This is a genomic window from Agrococcus sp. UYP33, from assembly GCF_054060915.1.
This window is the reverse complement of sequence record NZ_JBSSDR010000001.1, coordinates 244,031-258,868: the sequence shown is the minus strand read 5'-3', so window position 1 is coordinate 258,868 and position 14,838 is coordinate 244,031. Positions and strand designations below refer to the sequence as shown.

Sequence of the window (14,838 nt, the reverse complement as noted above, 5' to 3'; positions counted from 1 at the left end):
TAGGCGCGGCCGAGGTCCGGGCGGTTGCCCCTCAGCGCAGGCTGCTTGCGAGGCGATGCTCGTCGGCGGGTGCGGGCGCGGGTGCGGGCGCCGACGCGGGCTCGAGCGAGGTCGACGCGCGGTACTCGCTCGGGCTCTGCCCGAACGTGGTGCGGAAGAGGCGCGAGAAGTGGGCGGGGTTGACGAGCCCCCAGCGCGCGGCGATGCGGGCGATCGGCTGGTCGGCGATCGAGGCGTCGGCGAGGTCGCGCCGGATGTGCTCGAGCCTGCGCTCGCGGATCCAGCCGGCGACGGTGATGCCGTGCTCGGCGAAGACGGCGTGCAGGTGCCGGGTGGAGATGTAGTGGGCCGCGGCGATCGCTGCGGGGGAGAGCGACGGGTCGTCGAGCATGCGGTCGATCGTGGCGAGCAGCTCGTGCAGCAGCTGCCGGCGCGGGTCGCGCTGCACGCCCTGCTGCAGCTGCGTCGAGACGAGCGTCATGAGCAGGTCGAGGCCCGTGCGCGCGAGGCGCTGGCCGTTCGCGCCCGGCAGCTCCGAGAGGCTGTGGGCGAGCCCGACGAGGAACGGGTTGACGACGCGGCCGAGCGGCGACTCGAGTGCGAAGGCCGTCGCGGTGACGGCCGCGAGCTCGTCGCGGGGGATGTCGAGGTAGCCGTGCGGGAACGTGAAGACGAGCAGGCTCGTGGGCCCGTCGAACCGCAGCGCGTAGGGGCGCGAGGTGTCGTAGATGGCGAGGTCGCCGGCGTGCAGGAGCGCGACGCGGCCGTCCTGCTCGATGAGCTCCTCGCCCTCGAGCTGGAGGCTCACCTTGATGAGGTCGGACGGGCTCCGGCGCACGAGCTTCGGCGTGCGCGCCACGACGCTCGGCGCGTGCTCGATGCGGAACACCGACACCTCGCCGACGTCGATCCGGCTGCTGCGCGCCCAGAACGGCGTGTCGCCGAGCGGATGCACGTCGAGGGGCACGAAGCTCGTCGCCACCTCGCGGCGCCACGCCGCGATGCCGTGGGTCGGACCCTCGAGCGGGGGGAAGTCGAAGTTGCCTGCCACCGTGCCTCCTGCCGCCGCGCCGGTGCGGTCGTCGCCAGGATAGCCGCCGCGGCGATCGTGCGCGGTGCGTCAAGCCGGTGGCCCTCGATCGCTACGGGCGAGGACGAGCATCGGATGCAACATCGGTGACAGCAAGGGAGCTGCCATGGCCATCGCATCTCAGGAGACCGGCGCGACGGAGCGCTCGCGCACCGCCCTCGGCGGCGGCGTCGGGCGCCTCGGCGTGCCCGCGATCGTCTTCATGATCATCGCGGCGTCCGCGCCGCTCACCGTCGTCGCGGGCGGCGTGACGACGAACTACGCGGTCTCCGGCATCACCGGAGTGCCGCTCGGCATGCTGCTGCTCGCCGCGGGGCTGCTCATCTACGCGGCAGGCTACGTCGCGATGAGCCGGCACGTGCGCAACGCGGGCGCCTTCTACGCCTACATCGCGCGCGGCCTCGGTCCGGAGGCGGGGGTCGGCAGCGCCTGGACGGCGCTCGTGGCCTACAACGCCATGCAGATCGGCATCTACGGCATGCTCGGCTTCGCGACCTCGAGCTTCGTCGCGGCCAAGACCGGCGTCGAGATCCCGTGGTGGGTCTTCGTGCTCGTCGCCATCGCGCTCATCGCGGTGCTCGGCGTGAACCGGGTCGACGTCTCGGTCAAGGTGGTCGGCGTGCTCGTCGCCCTCGAGTTCCTCGTCGTGATCGTCTACGATCTGCTGGCCCTCGGCACGGCTCCCGAGGGCATCTCGGCCGCCGGCTTCCTGCCGGGCGATCTCTTCGCGACCGGCATCGGCGTCGTGCTCGTCATGGGCATCGCCGCCTTCATGGGCTTCGAGTCGGGGGCTATCTACACGGAGGAGGCGCGCGACCCTGCGCGCACGGTGCCGCGCGCGACCTACGCGGCGGTCATCGTCATCGGCCTCTTCTACGCCTTCAGCGCGTGGGCGATGCAGATGAGCAGCGGCCCGAGCGCCGTCGTCGCGAACGCGCAGGCGAACGGTCCCGACCTGCTCTTCGTCGAGCTGGGCGACCGCGCCGGCACCCTCATGGCCGACATCGGCCAGGTGCTCTTCATCTCGAGCCTGCTGGCCGCACTCATCTCGTTCCACCACGCCGTCGCCCGCTACGCCTTCGCGCTCGGGCGCGAGCACATGCTGCCCCGAGCCTTCGGGCGCGCGAACGGCCGCGGCGCGCCCGCGCTCGGCTCGATGGCGCAGTCGGTGCTCGCGGCCGTCATCGTGATCGCCTTCGCGATCGCGGGCACCGGCAGCGAGCTCGGGCCGCTCTACCCGGTGCTCACCCTCTTCACCTGGCTGACCAACCTCGGCGCGCTCGGGCTCATCGTGCTCATGGCGGTCGTCTCGGCGGCGGTCATCGGCTTCTTCGCCCGCGACCGGCGCGACACGACGACCTGGTCGCGGCTCATCGCGCCGGCGATCGCGGCGGTCTTCTTCGCGACGGTGACGGTGCTGACGCTCTCGAACTGGAACCTGCTGCTGGGCCAGGAGTCGTCGACGCCGCTCACGTTCGTGCTCCCGGGGCTGCTCGTCGTCGCCGCCGTGGTCGGGGTGGCGATCGCGCTGCACGCGCGGCACCGGCGGCCGGAGGCGTTCGAGTCGATCGGCACGGGCGTCATGCCCGCGGTGCGCACGGACGCCCGCTGAAGCGGGCTTTGGCTGGCGCGGGCCGAACGGACCGCGTCAGCCGGCGAGGCCCATCGCGCCCGTCACGATGAGGGCGCCGCCGCCGAGCACCGACAGGCCGATGATGGCGGCTCGCACGACGGTGCGGTTCACGAGGTGGGCGAGGCGGTTGCCGAGCAGCACGCCGGCCACGACCGGCACCGCGAGCACGAGCCATGCCCAGAGCGGCCAGTCCGGCGAGCCGTCGGGCGCGACCAAGGGCCGCACGACGACGATCGCGCCGCTCACGAGCACCCAGAACGGCTGCATCGTGGCGACGAACGTGCGGTCCTGCCACCCGGAGACGAGCGAGTAGACGCCGACCGCCGGCGCACCCATGCCGACGCTCGCGTTGAGCACGCCGATCACGGTGCCCGTGGCGACGCGGAGCACCGGCCCGTCGTGGGTGCGGGCCGCGCTCGTGAACGCGACGCTGATGACGACGCCGGCGATCGCGATGGCGCCGACGACGACGCGCAGCAGGTCGGTGTCGAGCCCCTTCGCGAGCAGCAGCCCCGGCACCATGAGCGCGACCGCGGGGATCGCGATCCACAGCAGCCGCCGCCAGTCGACGTCGCGCCAGACCGTCGGGAGGATCACAAGGCACGCGATCGCGCCGTAGAGGTTCACGACGAGCACGGCCGCGAGCGGGCCCGCGACGAGGGCGATCGCGGGCGTGACGACGAGCCCCCAGCCCATGCCGATCATCCGCTGGCCGACGGCGCCGATGAGCACCGCGACGAGCGCGACGACGAACGAGACGAGGTCCACGCTCAGCGCAGGTCGGCCGCGATCGCGGCGGCCGTCGCCACCACGGCACGCCCGAGCGCGTCGGTGTCCGGCTGGCCGACGGTCACGACCGCGACGGACGCATCCGTCGACCGGCGGTCGCGGATGGGGGCGCCGACCGACGTGATGCCCTGGATCACCTCGTTCGCGCTCACCGCCCAGCCGCGCGAGCGCACCGAGGCGACCTCGGGGTGCATCGGCTCGTCGTGCCCGAGCTCGCGCCAGACCGCGTCGTCGAGCATCGCCTGGATCGCGATGCCGGGCGCGCCGAGCGCGATGGGATGGCGGTGGCCGGGATGCTGGGCGACGGATGCGTTCACGCCGCGCGGCACGGCCGTCACGAGCGTGACGGCGTCGTCGCCGTCGCGCACCGTCAGGAACGCGGTCATGCCCAGCTCGTCGGCGAGCTGCTGCAGGTGGGGGAGGGACGCCGACTGCAGGTCGTGCTCGACGTCGCGCGCCAGCACGACGAGCTGCGGTCCGAGCGAGAGCAGGCCGCCGGCGCGCACGACGAGCCGATGCTCCTCGAGCGTGCGGACGAGCCGGTAGGCCACCGAGCGGTGCACGCCCAGCAGGTCGGCGAGCGACTGGATCGTCTGGCTGCCGTGGTCCGCGAGCAGCGCGAGGGCGGTCAGGCCGCGGGAGAGCGTCTGGGAGCCGCTCGTGTCACCCGCGCCGCCGGCGCCCTTCGCGGGGGTCGTGCGGGGCTCGGGCATCGTCGCTCGCTTCCGTGTCGCTCCCGCTCGTCATCGCACGTGCCGAGCGCGTGTCGCAAGCATAGAACAGGGCGTTCAGATAGCGGCTCGTTCGCGTCGGGCGCGAGCGTGCACCCGCGGCGAGGGCGCGATCGGCTGCGGCTCCGCGGTGATCAGGTCGCGGAACCCGGGGCACTGTGCGAAGTCGCTGTGCTCGCACGACTGCAGGTGGCGGACGACCGCGAGCGCCGCCTCGAGCTCCGCCTGCCGCTGCTCGAGCGCGGCCACCTGGTCGGCGAGCATCGCGTGCCGCTCGGCTGCGCTCGAGGTCGCGAGCACGGCGCGGATGGCGGCGAGCGACATCCCCGCGTCCTGGCCGCGCAGGATGGTGCCGATGCGCATCCGCGCCGCGTCGTCGTAGCGCCGCTTGCCGCCGACGCGCGTCGTCGGCGCGAGCACGCCCTCCGACTCCCAGTGGCGCAGCACGTGCGGCTCGAGCCCGAACTCGCTCGCTAGCTCGCCGATCGACAGCAGACTTGACCTCATGTCGACATGAAGTCACATCCTGGTGCACATGGCAACTCCTGACACCGAGCTCCTCGACTGCATCGTCCTCGGCGGCGGCCCCGCCGGGCTGCAGGCCGCCCTCACCCTCGCGCGGGTGCACCGCACCGTCGCGCTCGTCGACGAAGGGGCGGGGCGCAACGCCGCCGCGGCCCACATGCAGAACGTCGTCACGCGCGACGGCACACCGCCCGCCGAGTTCCGCGCCATCGCGCGCGAGCAGCTCGGCGCGTACGCCACCGTGCGGATCACGGACGGCGCTGTGGTGGACGCTCGCGCGACCGACGACGAGGTGCGCGTCGAGCTCGCGGACGGCGCTCTCCTGCGGGCCCGCCACCTGATCCTCGCGACCGGCGTCGCAGACCTGCCGCTCCCGCTGCCGGGGCTCGCCCGGCACTGGGGCGGGCAGGTCGCGCACTGCCCGTTCTGCCACGGCCACGAGCTGGGCGAGCGGGTGATCGTGCTGGGCGGTGAGCCGCAGCGCGAGCACCCGCTGCGGATGATGGCGGGCGTCGCCGAGCACCTCACGTGGCTGACCGACGGCGTGCCACTCGACCCTGCGGTCGTCGCTGGGCTCGAGCCGCTCGGCATCGCGGTCGATGCGCGGCGCGCGGTCGGCGTGGAGGAGCGGGACGGGCGGCTCGTCGGCATCCGGCTCGAGGACGGCGACGTGCTGCCGTGCGACGGCGTGCTCACCGGCGGCGCGTGGGTGCAGCGGTCGGCGCTGCCGGAGAACCTCGGATGCGCGATGCTGCCGGACGGCGCGATCGAGGTCGACGAGGTGGGCGCCACGAGCGTGCCGCGGGTCTTCGCCGCGGGCGACGCCGCGCACCGGGCGACCGCCGGCCCTGGCCACTCGGTCATCGCGAGCGCAGCGGCCGGGCAGATGGCCGCGCTCGGCGTCGTGCGGGCGCTGATCGCGTAGCGCGGTCGGGCGGGCTGCCGGGCCGGGCGCCGTCGGGGCCGGCGGCGTCAGGCGGCGGCGAGGAGGCCCGCGACGCCGCTCGCGATGACGGCGGCGCCGCCGGCGAGCGACAGGACCACGATCGTGACGCGCGCCGCGCGCTCGGGCACGAGGTGGGCGATGCGGTGCGCGAGCAGGGTGCCGAGGACGGCGGCCGCCGACGCCCCGAGCCACGCCCACCAGGGCCACTCGGGGAAGCCCTGCGGCACGAGCAGCTCGCGCCCGGCGAGCGTCGAGAGGTTGAGCACGACCCAGAACGGCTGCATCGTCGCGGCCATCGTGCGCGGCGTCCAGCGGCTGACGAGCGCGTACGCGCCGACCGGCGGTGCGCCGACGCCCACCGCCGCGTTGAGTCCGCCGATGGCGAGCCCGGCGGTGATGCGCGTCGCGGGGCCGTCGAGCGTGTGGCGGGAGCGGGTGAAGGCGAGCGAGAGCAGCAGGCCCGCGATCGTGACGACGCCGACGGCGATGCGCAGCGCATCCGCCGGCACCGTGCGCGCGAGCAGCAGCCCGGCGACGCTCGCGGGGATCGCCGGCAGCACGAGCCAGGCGAGGCGCCGCCAGTCGACGTCGCGCCAGACGCCCGGCAGCATGAGCGCGCAGCCGACGGTCGCGAAGATGCAGTTGAGCGGCACGGCCGCGATGGGGCCGGCGACCATCACCGAGACCGGGCCCATGATGAGCCCGAACCCGAGGCCGATGACGCGCTGGGCGACGGTCGCGATGAGCAGCGCTGCCGCGTAGAGCAGCAGCGTGACGGGGTCGATCACGCGGAGGCCGCCCCTGGGAGCGGGTGCGGCACTAGACCTCGATCGAGTCGCCGGGCTCCAGTCGGTGGTGCTCGCCGCCACCCTCCTGCACCGCGGCCTCGATGCGGCCGTGGGCCATGCCCAGGCCCATGGGGGAGAGCGGCGCGTCGTGCACGGCGAAGGTCGCGCGCGGGGCGACCTCGGTGACGAAGTCGATCACGTCGCCGATCTTCAGCCACGGGGCGCCCGCCGGCGTCGCGAGCACGGCGACCGGCACGTCGGGCGTCGCGTAGGAGTCGCCCGGGTAGTAGAAGCGCTCGTTCACGAGCACGCCGAGGTTGTCGACGAGCGGGATGGTGCGGTGGATCTCGGCGTGCGTGCCGCCGAAGAAGCGCAGCCGGAACGGGCCGGCCGTCACGCGCTCGCCCGCCTCGACCACGGTGATGTCGAAGCCCTCGGCCGCGGCGGCGACGCCGGCGGGCGCGAAGATGCGCGCCGACGGGTGGGCGGCGCGCAGCGCCTCGAGGTGCGGCACGTCCCAGTGGTCTGCGTGCTCGTGCGTGATCACGATCGCGACCAGGCCACGCGCGACGACCGCACCCGTCTGGTTGCCCGGGTCGATGACGAGCTGCTGCCCTTCCTCGTCGAGGATCATGCAGGCGTGCTCTCGCTTCGTCACTCGCATGCGCTCCACGATATGCGCTCGCGACCGTCGGCGCGCACTCGTATGGCTCCCGCCCGCCCCTAGGCTCTGTCGCGTGCGCATCGTCGTCGCCTCGAACCCCACCGCCCGCTTCGGCCACAACGGCGCGCTCGGCGCGATCGTCGCGGCACGCATCGCGGATCTCGGCAACGAGGTCGAGCACATCGCCGCGGCCGACTACGCGGGCCAGCTCGAGCAGACGCGCTTCGCGATGATCCGAGCGGATGCCCTCGTCGTCGTGGGCGGCGACGGCATGGTGCACCTCGGGGTCAACATCGTCGGCGGCACGTCGAAGCGGCTGGTCGTGATCCCGGCGGGCAGCGGCAACGACTTCGCGGCGGGCCTCGGGATCGGGTCGCTGCAGGCGGCCCTCGACGGGCTGGAGGCCATGCTCGCGTCCGAGCCCGACCGCGTCGACCTCCTCCGCATCGAGCACCCCGACGGCGTGACCATCGCCGCGGGCGTCGTCTCGGTCGGGTTCGATGCCGACGTCAACGTGCGGTCGTTCCGGTTCACCCGCGTGCCGAGCCGCATCCGCTACCAGGCGTCGATCCTCGCGACGGTGCTGCGGCCGCAGCATCGCACGTTCCGGGTGCGGCTCGACGGGGGAGCGGAGCGCACCTGGCGCACGCTCGTCGCCGCGATCGCGAACAACCGCACCTTCGGCGGCGGCATCCCCATCGCGCCGGACGCGTCGATGCGCGACGGTCGACTCACCGCCGTCTTCGCCGACGAGCTGCGGTACCCGGCGTTCCTCGCGCTGCTCGCGCGGGTGCTGCGCGGCACGCACACGAGCGATCGGCGCGTCACGGTCGTCGACTGTGAGACCGCCGAGATCGCGAGCGACGAGACGGTGATCGTCTGCGCCGACGGCGAGATCGTCGGTCGGCTGCCGGTCCGCTGCAGCGTGATGCCCGGCGCCCTGCAGGTGCACCGCCTGCCTTGACGGTCCGGCCTCTGGGCGCCCGCCCGATTGCGGTACCGAAGTGTCGCCTGCGAGGCCCCGAGACGACACGTTCGTACCGCAACCCGGGCCGAGGACGCTGCCCGAACTCCCGCGCCACGCCCCGGTCGCGACACGCCCACCGACGCATCTCCAGCGGCCGCAACCCACCCGATTTGGAACTGCGCCGATCCGTGTGGCACACTATCCAGGTTGCTTTCGCAGGACAGCGACACCGGCCCCATCGTATAGCGGCCTAGTACGCCGCCCTCTCACGGCGGTAACGCGGGTTCGAATCCCGCTGGGGTCACAGTGAGACAGCGCCCCCGGTCATCGACCGGGGGCGCTTCGCTGTTCGCGGGCGAGTGCGTCCGATCGGGCACAGCGCGCCGTCGAGCGCCATGTGCGCTCCGCCCGCCGCTCGGGCCGATCGAACGCACGGCGGGACGCACGCGAAGGGCCCGGCCGACATGCGACCGGGCCCCTGCATGCACCGACTACGCGGCTGCGGGCGTCAGCGCCCCGCGGAAGAACGCCGCGAGCTCGTCCGTCGCGGTGAGCGGCAGCACGTGCGCGACGTACTGGTCGGGGCGCACGACCACGACGGCGCCGTCGCGCGAGATGCCGCGCACGTCGAAGATGTCGTCGTCGGGGAGCGTCGCGTAGACGTTCTCGAGGTTCATGAGCCCGAACGGTCCGACGATGGGCTTGAACGCCTCCGGCACGTCGTTCAGGTCGATGTCGTGGTGGCCCTGCTGGTAGATCGCCCGCACGTCGAAGAGCGCGCTCGTGTCGCGCCCCGCCGGGGTGTGCACGGCGATGGGGGACTGCGGGTCGTGCGCGAGCCACGCCGCCCACTCGGCGAGCGCCGAGGCCTGCCCGGGGGCGGCGCTGTCGGCGAAGGCGTAGATCCGCCAGCGGCCGTCGGCCTGGTGGAAGTGGCCGATGTGCACCGGGTTCGTGTCGCACACCTTGACGCCGCGCGCCGACTTGAAGCGCTTGCCGATCGGGAAGCCGGTCGCGAGCTCCTGGTGCTTGGGACTGCCGACGATCATCGACGGCTCGTACTGCGTCATGAAGCCGGCCGGGAACTCCGCCGTGCGCGTGTAGAACTCGGCGACCTCCTGCGGGCTGCCGAGCTCGCTCACCGGCTTCGCCATGAGCGTCGACCACTCCTTGTCGAAGTCGATGAGCGCCTGCGCGACCACCTGCCGCTCGAGCGAGTAGGTGTCGAGCAGCGACTCGGGCGCGCGGCCGTCGAGCACGTGGCCGAGCTTCCAGCCGATGTTGAACCCGTCCTGCATCGACACGTTCATGCCCTGGCCCGCCTTCGCGCTGTGCGTGTGGCACGCGTCGCCGGCGATGAAGACGCGCGGCGTGCGGGTGCCGCGCTCGTCGGCGAGCACGTCGTCGAAGCGGTCGGTGAGCCGGTGGCCGACCTCGTAGACGCTGCTCCACGCCACGTTCCGCACATCGAGCGTGTAGGGCGCGATGATGGCGTTCGCCTTGGCGATGATCTGCTCGACCGTGGTCTTGCGCACCGCGCCGCGGTCGTCCTCGGGCACCTCGCCGAGGTCGACGTACATGCGGAAGAGGTAGCCGCCCTCCCGGGGGATGAGCAGGATGTTGCCGCCCGACGCCGACTGGATCGCGCACTTCGTGCGGATGTCGGGGAAGTCCGTCACCGCGAGCACGTCCATGACGCCCCACGCGTGGTTCGCCGACTGGCCCGCGAGCGTACAGCCGATCGCCGAGCGCACCGCGCTGCGGGCGCCGTCCGCGCCGACGACGTACTTGGCGCGGATGATCCGCTCCTCGTCCTTCCGGTCGCCGGAGGTGTGGGAGAGGGTCACGACGACGGGGAACTCGCCCTCGTCGGTCACCTCGAGGGTCTTGAACTCGTAGCCGTAGTCGGGCTCGACGCGGCCGGGGGCGAACCGCGCCGCCTCGGCGAAGTAGTCGAGCACGCGCGCCTGGTTCACGATGAGGTGCGGGAACTCGCTGATCCCCGCGGGGTCGTCGTCGGGCGTCGCACCGCGGACGATGCGCGTCGGGTCCTCGGGGTCGGGTCCCCAGAAGGCCATCTCGGTGATCCGGTACGCCTCCGCCGTGATGTGCTCGGCGAAGCCGAAGGCCTGGAAGGTCTCGACGCTGCGTGCCTGGATGCCGTCGGCCTGCCCGATCGCGAGCCGCTCCGGTCGGCGCTCGATGATGCGCACGTTGACGTCGGGGAACTGCGCGAGCTGCGCGGCGGTGATCATGCCGGCGGGCCCCGTCCCGACGATGAGCACGTCGACCTCGTCGGGGAGCGTCGTCGGCCGGTCGAGTCCGATGCCTGCGGCGGGCTGCATGCGCGGGTCGGTGGACACGTATCCGTGGTGGTGGAACTGCACGGCAGCTGCCTCACTTCTCTGTGGGACGTCGGACGACATGGTCTCGCAGTGTTCTATATCTGAACACCGGCTTCAACTACTGAGTACGAGCATACGGTGCGGCTCGGACGCGGACAAGCACGGGCTTGCGGCGGCACGCGCCAGGCACTGGGCTCGGCCACAGGCGGATGCGTCAGGCTCGTCGCGTCTGGAAGGAGACGCCCATGCAGTGCCCGAACGACGCAGCGACCCTGGTGATGAGCGAGCGGAGCGGCATCGAGATCGACTACTGCCCGGAGTGCCGAGGCATCTGGCTCGACCGCGGTGAGCTCGACAAGATCATCGAGCGCGCGGAGCAGCAGCAGCCGGACTACGGCCACCAGTCCTCCGCCGGACAGCAGCAGCCCTACGGCCAGGGCCACGGCCAGCAGCAGGGCCACGGGCAGCAGTCGTACGGCCACCAGCAGCCGTACGGCCAGCAGGCTGGCGGCCAGCAGCCCTACGCCCAGCAGCCCGGCCAGCAGTCCGGATCGACCGACACCGTCGGCAAGCTCGCCGACAAGGCCCTCCGCATGGTGCAGGAGCGCTCCGGCGGGCAGCGCGGGCGCTACGACCAGCAGCAGCGCCGCAGCCGCGGCGGCTGGCTCGGCGACATCCTCGGCTGATCGCGGGAGGCGCTCAGCCCAGCAGGCCGAGCGCCCGCACCTGCGTCCGCTCGTCGTCGAGCTCGGCGACGGACGAGCGCACCTGCGCCTCGACGTCGAGGTCGAGCTCGAGGCCCTCGACGATCGACCAGTCGCCGTCGGCGGTCGTGACCGGGAACGACGACACGAGCCCCTCGGGTACGCCGTACTCGCCGCGCGAGATGACCGACATCGAGGTCCAGTCGCCATCGGCTGTGCCGAGCACCCAGTCACGCACGTGGTCGATCGTGGCCGCCGCCGCAGAGGCGGCCGACGAGGCGCCGCGCGCCTCGATGATCGCCGCGCCGCGATTGGCGACGGTCGGCACGAACTCGCCCTTCACCCACTCGCGCTCGACGAGGTCGACCGCCGGCTCACCGCCGACGGTCGCGTGCGTGATGTCGGGCACCTGCGTCGCCGAGTGGTTGCCCCACACGATCATCCGCCGCACGTCGGCGACCGGCGCGCCGGTCTTCGCGGCGAGCTGCGCGATCGCGCGGTTGTGGTCGAGCCGGGTGAGCGCCGAGAATCGCTCGCGCGGGATGTCGGGCGCGGCCGCCGCGGAGATGAGCGCGTTGGTGTTGGCCGGGTTGCCGGTCACGGTGATGCGGATGCGGTCGCTCGCAGCCTCCTGGATCGCGCGCCCCTGGGCGGCGAAGATCGCCCCGTTCGCGGCGAGCAGGTCGGACCGCTCCATGCCCTTCGCACGGGGCCGCGCGCCGACGAGCAGCGCGTGGTCGGCCCCCTCGAAGGCGACCGACGCATCCGCCGTCGTGTCGACCGACGCGAGCAGCGGGAAGGCGGCGTCCTGCAGCTCCATGACGACGCCCTCGAGCGCCGCCATCGCCTGCGGCACCTCGAGGATGCGCAGCCGCACGGGCTGGTCGGGGCCGAGCATGTCGCCGGCGGCGATGCGGAACAGCAGCTGGTAGCCGATCTGGCCGGCGCCGCCGGTGACGGCGATCGTGAGGGGAGCGGTCATGCGACCATCGTGCACCTCCCGGCCTCGGCGCGGCCAGTGGTTCCGGATGAGGCCAGCGCGTCCTACAGCCAGCGCCGCCGCCTGAAGACGAGGTACAGCACGCCCGCGAACGCGAGCATGAGCACGATCGCGAACGGGTAGCCGAGCAGCCAGTGCAGCTCGGGCATGTGGGTGAAGTTCATGCCGTAGATGCCGGCGATGAGCGTCGGCGCGAAGAGGATCGCCGCCCACGACGTGACCTTCTTCGTCTGGTCGTTCTGCTCGATCTGGTGCTCGGTCATCGAGCGCAGCTCGTCGTTCTGCCGCTCGGCGACGCGCGCGGAGGCGAGCTGCAGCATGCTCGCGAGCAGGTCGCGGTCGCCGCTCAGCCGCGTCGCGGTGCGCCGGGCGTGGTCGTCCACGTCGCGGAGGTGGCGCCGCAGCTCGAGCTGGTCGTCGCCGACGCGCGCGGCGACCCGCGAGACGACGTCGCTCATCGGATCCGCGGCGCGCTGCAGCGTCAGCACCCGGCGCATCGCGCGGTAGATCTCGACGGTCGGCGGGTGCTCCTCGCCGAAGAAGATGTCCTCGACGCCCTCGATCTGCCCGTGCACCGCCATCGCCAGCCTCTCGTGCGCGTCGGCGATGTCGTCGAGGATCGCGTAGAGCACGGTGCGGGGCGCGAGCTCGAGCGGCAGGATGCCGCGCTCGAAGCGCTCGCGCACGCGGGTGGGGGCGTCGTCGCCGTGCCACGAGACCGTGACGATGCAGCGCTCGCTCAGGATCGCGTGCACCTCGCGCCCGACGAGCTCGTCGTCGTCGGCGTCGCCCCGCGCCTCGACCCGGTGCACGACGCAGTACTCGGTGTCGCCGTAGGGCTCGAGCTTCGGCCGTTGCCCGCGAGAGATGACGTCCTCGACGAGCAGGTGGTGCAGGTCGAGCTCGTCGGCCACCTGCCGGAGCTCCGCCTCGGTCGGGTCGACGAGGTCGACCCACGCGAAGCCGCCCCGCTCTGCGGCGGTCTCGAACACCCGGTCGAACGGCACGGGATCAGCCACGCGGGCGCCGTGCGCCCAGACGGATGCGTCGGCGATGGGCATGGGAGCACTGTACGTCGGGCAGGCGCTCGGGAATGCGGCGCCCTGCCGAGCGTGTTCGCCGTCAGGGGAGCGGATCGCCCCGACGCGTAGACTCGGGAGATGGCCGGTCGCGGTCGACAAGTGCTGGGGAGACGGAAATGGGCAGGACGCTCGCAGAGAAGGTGTGGGACGACCACGTCGTCGTCAAGGGTGCCGACGGCACACCCGACCTCATCTACATCGACCTCCACCTCGTCCACGAGGTGACGAGCCCGCAGGCCTTCGACGGCCTCCGGCAGGCGGGCCGCGGCCTCCGGCGCACCGACCTCACCGTCGCGACCGAGGACCACAACACGCCGACGCTCGAGATCGACAAGCCCATCCAGGACCCGACGAGCCGCAAGCAGATCGAGACGCTGCGCCACAACGCAGCGGAGTTCGGCGTGCGCATCCACTCGCTCGGCGACAAGGAGCAGGGCATCGTGCACCTCGTCGGCCCGCAGCTCGGGCTCACGCTCCCAGGCGTCACGGTCGTGTGCGGCGACTCGCACACGTCGACGCACGGCGCCTTCGGCGCGATGGCGTTCGGCATCGGCACGAGCGAGGTCGAGCACGTCATGGCGACGCAGACGCTCCCGCTCAAGCCCTTCAAGACGATGGCGATCAACGTCGAGGGCACGCTGCGCCCCGGCGTCACCGCGAAGGACATCATCCTCGCCGTGATCGCGAAGATCGGCACCGGTGGCGGCGCCGGCTACGTCTTCGAGTACCGCGGCAGCGCCATCCGCGCTCTCTCGATCGAGGGCCGCATGACGATCTGCAACATGTCGATCGAGGCGGGCGCACGTGCCGGCATGGTCGCGCCCGACGAGACGACCTTCGCCTACGTCAAGGACAAGCCGCACGCGCCGAAGGGCGCCGACTGGGATGCCGCGCTCGAGTACTGGCGCACGCTCCCGACCGACGACGACGCGGTCTTCGACAACGAGATCACGATCGACGCCGACCTGCTCGAGCCCTTCGTCACCTGGGGCACGAACCCCGGCCAGGGTGCGTCGCTCTCGGGCGTGGTGCCCGACCCGGCCTCGTTCGACGACCCCAACGACCGCGCCGCCGCCGAGCGCGCGCTCGAGTACATGGACCTCGCTCCGGGCACGAAGCTCAAGGAGATCCCGGTCGACACCGTCTTCATCGGCTCCTGCACGAACTCGCGCATGGAGGACCTCACGGCGGCCGCCGACATCATCCGCGGCCAGAAGAAGGCGGATGGCGTGCGCGTCATGGTCGTGCCGGGCTCGGCCAGGGTGCGCCTCGAGGCCGAGGCCGCAGGGCTCGACAAGGTGTTCAAGGACTTCGGCGCCGAGTGGCGCTTCGCCGGCTGCTCGATGTGCCTCGGCATGAACCCCGACCAGCTCGCCCCCGGTGAGCGTTGCGCGTCGACCTCGAACCGCAACTTCGAGGGCCGCCAGGGCAAGGGCGGCCGCACGCACCTCGTGTCGCCGCTCGTCGCGGCGGCGACCGCGATCCGCGGCACACTGTCGAGCCCCTGGGATCTGCAGGCACAGAGCCAGAACACGCAGGACACCCAGCACGGCCAGCAGACCGAGGAGGCCTGA

At 72.6% G+C, this 14,838-nt stretch carries 14 protein-coding genes and 1 tRNA gene; 6 read left to right on the top strand and 9 right to left on the bottom strand.

Annotated elements, in window-relative coordinates; all coding sequences use genetic code 11:
* Positions 1 to 31: 31 nt before the first annotated feature.
* A complete protein-coding gene (locus ACVWW9_RS01240) occupies positions 32 to 1,051 on the bottom strand; it encodes an AraC-like ligand-binding domain-containing protein (protein ID WP_456514069.1) in 1,020 nt (339 codons plus the stop codon).
* Between the two features lie 145 nt (positions 1,052 to 1,196).
* On the opposite strand from ACVWW9_RS01240, the gene ACVWW9_RS01235 reads away from it, so the two are divergent.
* On the top strand, positions 1,197 to 2,702 hold the full coding sequence (locus tag ACVWW9_RS01235; protein WP_456514068.1) for an APC family permease: 1,506 nt from the start codon (positions 1,197 to 1,199) through the stop codon (positions 2,700 to 2,702).
* A 36-nt stretch (positions 2,703 to 2,738) separates the two neighbouring features.
* Here the strand turns inward: ACVWW9_RS01235 and ACVWW9_RS01230 are convergent, their stop codons facing one another.
* From ACVWW9_RS01230 to ACVWW9_RS01220, 3 genes are all read right to left on the bottom strand, one after another.
* A complete protein-coding gene (locus ACVWW9_RS01230) occupies positions 2,739 to 3,491 on the bottom strand; it encodes a TSUP family transporter (RefSeq protein ID WP_456514067.1) in 753 nt (250 codons plus the stop codon).
* 2 nt (positions 3,492 to 3,493) lie between these two features.
* Positions 3,494 to 4,225: an IclR family transcriptional regulator gene (locus ACVWW9_RS01225; protein ID WP_123695925.1), complete on the bottom strand. Its 732-nt coding sequence runs from the start codon at positions 4,223 to 4,225 to the stop codon at positions 3,494 to 3,496.
* 75 nt (positions 4,226 to 4,300) lie between these two features.
* Positions 4,301 to 4,750, bottom strand: a complete 450-nt coding sequence (locus ACVWW9_RS01220; protein ID WP_456514066.1) for a helix-turn-helix domain-containing protein — start codon at positions 4,748 to 4,750, stop codon at positions 4,301 to 4,303.
* A 28-nt stretch (positions 4,751 to 4,778) separates the two neighbouring features.
* Here ACVWW9_RS01220 and ACVWW9_RS01215 point away from each other — a divergent pair, with 28 nt between their 5' ends.
* Positions 4,779 to 5,693 (top strand): NAD(P)/FAD-dependent oxidoreductase, encoded by a 915-nt coding sequence (locus ACVWW9_RS01215; protein WP_456514065.1) that lies wholly within the window; start codon positions 4,779 to 4,781, stop codon positions 5,691 to 5,693.
* Positions 5,694 to 5,740: 47 nt separating this feature from the next.
* On the opposite strand, the gene ACVWW9_RS01210 is transcribed toward ACVWW9_RS01215, so the two are convergent.
* Positions 5,741 to 6,502: a sulfite exporter TauE/SafE family protein gene (locus ACVWW9_RS01210; RefSeq protein ID WP_456514064.1), complete on the bottom strand. Its 762-nt coding sequence runs from the start codon at positions 6,500 to 6,502 to the stop codon at positions 5,741 to 5,743.
* A gap of 31 nt (positions 6,503 to 6,533) precedes the next feature.
* Positions 6,534 to 7,166, bottom strand: a complete 633-nt coding sequence (locus ACVWW9_RS01205) for an MBL fold metallo-hydrolase (protein WP_354259485.1) — start codon at positions 7,164 to 7,166, stop codon at positions 6,534 to 6,536.
* Between the two features lie 73 nt (positions 7,167 to 7,239).
* Between ACVWW9_RS01205 and ACVWW9_RS01200 the strand changes: the two genes are divergently transcribed.
* Together ACVWW9_RS01200 and ACVWW9_RS01195 are read left to right on the top strand one after the other, a co-directional pair.
* Positions 7,240 to 8,130: a diacylglycerol/lipid kinase family protein gene (locus ACVWW9_RS01200; RefSeq protein WP_456514063.1), complete on the top strand. Its 891-nt coding sequence runs from the start codon at positions 7,240 to 7,242 to the stop codon at positions 8,128 to 8,130.
* A gap of 234 nt (positions 8,131 to 8,364) precedes the next feature.
* Positions 8,365 to 8,437 (top strand) — tRNA-Glu (locus ACVWW9_RS01195).
* A 187-nt stretch (positions 8,438 to 8,624) separates the two neighbouring features.
* Here the strand turns inward: ACVWW9_RS01195 and ACVWW9_RS01190 are convergent.
* Complete coding sequence (locus ACVWW9_RS01190) at positions 8,625 to 10,520, bottom strand: FAD-binding monooxygenase (RefSeq protein WP_456515391.1); 1,896 nt, start codon at positions 10,518 to 10,520, stop codon at positions 8,625 to 8,627.
* Positions 10,521 to 10,723: 203 nt separating this feature from the next.
* On the opposite strand from ACVWW9_RS01190, the gene ACVWW9_RS01185 reads away from it, so the two are divergent.
* Positions 10,724 to 11,164, top strand: coding sequence for a TFIIB-type zinc ribbon-containing protein (locus ACVWW9_RS01185; protein ID WP_456514062.1), 441 nt, complete (start codon positions 10,724 to 10,726; stop codon positions 11,162 to 11,164).
* 13 nt (positions 11,165 to 11,177) lie between these two features.
* On the opposite strand, the gene ACVWW9_RS01180 is transcribed toward ACVWW9_RS01185, so the two are convergent.
* Positions 11,178 to 12,164 (bottom strand): malate dehydrogenase, encoded by a 987-nt coding sequence (locus tag ACVWW9_RS01180; RefSeq protein ID WP_456514061.1) that lies wholly within the window; start codon positions 12,162 to 12,164, stop codon positions 11,178 to 11,180.
* Between the two features lie 62 nt (positions 12,165 to 12,226).
* Entirely contained in the window at positions 12,227 to 13,243 is a 1,017-nt protein-coding gene (locus tag ACVWW9_RS01175) for a magnesium and cobalt transport protein CorA (protein ID WP_456514060.1), read from the bottom strand.
* Positions 13,244 to 13,380: 137 nt separating this feature from the next.
* Here ACVWW9_RS01175 and leuC point away from each other — a divergent pair, with 137 nt between their 5' ends.
* Positions 13,381 to 14,838, top strand: a complete 1,458-nt coding sequence (gene leuC / locus ACVWW9_RS01170; RefSeq protein WP_456514059.1) for a 3-isopropylmalate dehydratase large subunit — start codon at positions 13,381 to 13,383, stop codon at positions 14,836 to 14,838.